Origin of the sequence: Leucobacter soli (assembly GCF_042659205.1) — a bacterium.
GTDB classification, from domain to species: domain Bacteria; phylum Actinomycetota; class Actinomycetes; order Actinomycetales; family Microbacteriaceae; genus Leucobacter; species Leucobacter soli.
In genome coordinates this window covers 1-3,222 of sequence record NZ_JBHSRW010000072.1, presented here as the reverse complement: position 1 = coordinate 3,222, position 3,222 = coordinate 1, and the positions used below count along the sequence as shown (strand labels likewise).

The window sequence follows — 3,222 nt, the reverse complement described above, 5'->3', positions numbered from 1 at the left end:
CGGTTCCGGCTGAGATCGCAGTTCCGGCGGAGGTTCTCCCGCGGATTCGTCAGCCCGAAGTGCGATCTCAGCCGGAACCGCCGCCAGGACCTCCAGCCTGGGAACCCGCGGACGCACCGCGGCTCCCCGGGAGCTAGACTTATCGAGCGACCGCGGGGCGCGGCGTCACTCTCTCTTGCAGGAGCCATCACCCAGCATGTGCGGCATCGTCGGCATCGTTTCCACCGAACCCGTCAACCAGCAGATCTACGACAGCCTGCTGCTGCTGCAGCACCGCGGTCAGGACTCGACGGGCATCGCGACCGCCGACGGCGACCAGTTCCACATGGTCAAGGCCCAGGGCCAGGTGCGCGAGGCCTACCGCACGCGCGACATGCGCCAGCTGCTCGGCAACGTCGGCCTCGGGCACGTCCGCTACGCCACCCGCGGCAGTGCGGCGCGCGAAGAGGAGGCTCAGCCGTTCTACGTGAACGCGCCCTACGGGCTGATCCTCGTGCACAACGGCAACCTGACCAACACCCGTGAGCTCACCGCGGAGCTCTACAACGTCGATCGCCGTCACCTCAACACGCACTCCGACACCGAGCTGCTGCTCAACGTGCTGGCGAACGAGCTCCAGGCCGGCGCGGCCGGCCCGTCGCTCAACGCCGACCAGGTCTTCGAGGCCGTGAGCCGTGTCCACGAGCGCGTCGAGGGATCCTACGCGGCCATCGCGCTGATCGCCGGCCACGGCCTGCTCGCCTTCCGGGATCCGTTCGGCATCCGACCGCTCGTGCTCGGGCGCCGCACCGGCCCCGCGGGGGGCGACGAGTGGGTCGTCGCGTCGGAGTCGCTCGTGCTCGAGTCGGGCGGCTACGAGATCGTGCGCGACCTGGCCCCGGGCGAGGCCGTGCTCATCTCGCCGGACGGCTGGATGTACTCCCGGCAGTGCGCGGCGAATCCGCGCCTCATCCCCTGCTCCTTCGAGTACATCTACCTCGCCCGGCCCGACTCGGTGATGAACGGCATCTCGGTCTACGACGCCAGGCTCCGCCTCGGCGACGTGCTCGCCGAGCAGGTGGCCGCCGAGGTCCCGGCCGGCGACATCGACGTGGTCATGCCCATCCCCGACTCCGCCCGGCCGAGCGCGATGCAGGTGGCGCAGACCCTCGGCATCGAGTACCGCGAGGGGTTCTTCAAGAACCGCTACGTCGGCCGCACCTTCATCATGCCCGGCCAGGCCGTGCGCAAGAAGAGCGTCCGCCAGAAGCTGAACGCGATGAGCACCGAGTTCCGCGGCAAGAACGTGCTCATCGTCGACGACTCGATCGTGCGCGGCACGACGTCCCGCGAGATCGTCGAGATGGCCAGAAGCGCCGGCGCGTCCTCGGTCACCTTCGCCTCGGCGGCGCCCCCCGTGCTCTACCCGCACGTCTACGGCATCAACATGCCGAGCCGCCGCGAGCTGATCGCCCACGGGCGCACTACGCAGCAGATCGCCGCCGATATGAGTGCGGATCGGCTGATCTACCAGACCGTCGAGGGCATGGATCGCGCGATCATGGCGGGGCAGAGCCTCGTGACCGAGCTCGAGAACAGCTGCTTCACGGGCGAGTACGTCGCCGGCAATGTCGACGCCGAGTACCTCGCGTGGGTCGAAGCCACTCAGGAGAGCTAGCCGTCCATCCTGCGCACCGGCGCCTGGAACCCGGCGGCCGGATCCCGGATCCCGGTGCCCAATGCTCGGGGTGCAGCTCTCGGCGCTCGATGCCCGGAGCCCAACGAGGATCGGGACTGTACGGGATCGTCGAGACTGCATGAGTTCGTGCGTCGAATCCATACAGCGCCGACGATCTCGTACTGTTTCGCGGCCGGGGAGACCCGTTTCGGGACCGGGGAGACCCGTTTCGGGACCGGGGGACCCGTTTCACGGCGCACAAGGCCCGTTCCGCGCGCGAGACGGTGATTCCGCCGCGGGGCGCCCCGAACAGAGAAAGAGAAGCAGGGACCCGGAGGCCCCTGCTTCGACGTCTGAGAGGATCTCGTCGGACCGATGATTCGGTCCGACGAGCGGCGAGCTACTCGCTCTTGTCGGTCTTCGTGTCGCTGGAGGCGTCGCTCTCGGCGGCGGCCGTGCTGTCCGCCTTGCCTTCGGCCTTCTCGCCCTCGCCGCCGACCTCCTTCTTCAGGATACGCATCGACTGGCCCAGGCTCCGCGCGAGGCCGGGCAGCTTCGGCGCGCCGAAGAGCAGCAGCACGATGAAGATGATGACGATGAGGGTGGGGCCGGAAAGATTTCCAAGCATGGCGGGTGGACTCCTGTCGTAGGGTGAGGCTTATTATCGCAGGTCGGTGTCGCCCGCGACAGCGGGCCGTTCGGCGGCGTCGCGTGCCGCCGGCTGCGCGGCGAACGGCACTGCGGGATCCGCGATCCGTTCAGGAGCCGCTGTCTCGCCCGCCGCCTCCTGCTTCAGGATGCGCAGGGACCGGCCGAGGCTCTTCGCGAGAACCGGGAGCTTCGGGGCGCCGAAGAGGAGCACCACCATGAAGACGATGACCGCGAGGTGCATCCCCGAGAGATTCTGCAGCATCGCAAAGCTCCTAAATCCGAGTCCGACTCGCTGATTATTGCACGTCCACCTGTACTGCGAGCGCTGCCCCGCGATTGCGCTTCGCGACGAGCCCGAGCACGAGCGCGAGCACCGCGCCGAGCATCAGTCCGACGACGGCGCCGATCACTGCGGCGAGTCCGGCGGCCTGGCCGAGTTCGTAGTCCGCATCGGGCTGGACGGGGAAGAGGAGTGCGGCGATGATCCCGACCACTGCGCCGATCGCGGCGCCGACGACCATGATCGGCCCGTAGCGCACGGAGCGGACCAGGGCGACCTCGACCTGGCTTCGAGTCTCCCGCGGCTGCGGGTCCCCCGCGGGATCCGCGACCTCATCGACCTCGGCAACCTCCGCGACCTCCGGCGCCTCGGCCGCCCGCGCCGGCCCGTCCGCTCCGAGATCGCTCATCGCCGCGTCGTGCGCATCCGCGCTGGAGCCCGCGACGCTGCTCGCATCAGCATCGCCCGCCACGACTTCACCCGTCGCGTCTTCGTTCGTCATGCTCCCATTCTCGCAGGGTCGCCTGGGTGCCGGATCACGCCTCGGAGCGACGTCAGGAGATCCGGATCAGGGGCAGCAGCGCTGCGAGGTCGGCGCGCACGCCCGAGGCCGAGACGCGCGCGGCGGCGAGCG

The 3,222-nt window shown here is 69.2% G+C and carries 4 protein-coding genes; 1 reads left to right on the top strand and 3 read right to left on the bottom strand.

From position 1 onward, the window contains the following. Positions 1-196: 196 nt before the first annotated feature. Positions 197-1,657 carry an amidophosphoribosyltransferase gene (purF, locus tag ACFPZL_RS06470; RefSeq protein WP_218116033.1) on the top strand — a complete coding sequence of 487 codons (1,461 nt, stop codon included), beginning with the start codon at positions 197-199 and terminating at the stop codon, positions 1,655-1,657. A gap of 400 nt (positions 1,658-2,057) precedes the next feature. On the opposite strand, the gene ACFPZL_RS06465 is transcribed toward purF, so the two are convergent. The 3 genes from ACFPZL_RS06465 to ACFPZL_RS06455 are packed head-to-tail and all read right to left on the bottom strand — an operon-like array spanning position 2,058 to position 3,090. Then, a complete protein-coding gene (locus tag ACFPZL_RS06465) occupies positions 2,058-2,285 on the bottom strand; it encodes a twin-arginine translocase TatA/TatE family subunit (protein WP_218116032.1) in 228 nt (75 codons plus the stop codon). A 33-nt stretch (positions 2,286-2,318) separates the two neighbouring features. Then, positions 2,319-2,570 (bottom strand): twin-arginine translocase TatA/TatE family subunit, encoded by a 252-nt coding sequence (locus tag ACFPZL_RS06460; protein ID WP_218116031.1) that lies wholly within the window; start codon positions 2,568-2,570, stop codon positions 2,319-2,321. Between the two features lie 34 nt (positions 2,571-2,604). Next, positions 2,605-3,090, bottom strand: coding sequence for a chloride channel protein (locus ACFPZL_RS06455; protein WP_218116030.1), 486 nt, complete (start codon positions 3,088-3,090; stop codon positions 2,605-2,607). Positions 3,091-3,222 lie beyond the last annotated feature (132 nt).

What these genes read in the sequence shown, in the direction of transcription:
- ACFPZL_RS06465 (WP_218116032.1), bottom strand. Translation starts at nt 2,285, where the DNA reads ATGCTTGGAAATCTTTCCGGCCCCACCCTCATCGTCATCATCTTCATC.
- purF (WP_218116033.1), top strand. Translation starts at nt 197, where the DNA reads ATGTGCGGCATCGTCGGCATCGTTTCCACCGAACCCGTCAACCAGCAG.
- ACFPZL_RS06460 (WP_218116031.1), bottom strand. Translation starts at nt 2,570, where the DNA reads ATGCTGCAGAATCTCTCGGGGATGCACCTCGCGGTCATCGTCTTCATG.
- ACFPZL_RS06455 (WP_218116030.1), bottom strand. Translation starts at nt 3,090, where the DNA reads ATGACGAACGAAGACGCGACGGGTGAAGTCGTGGCGGGCGATGCTGAT.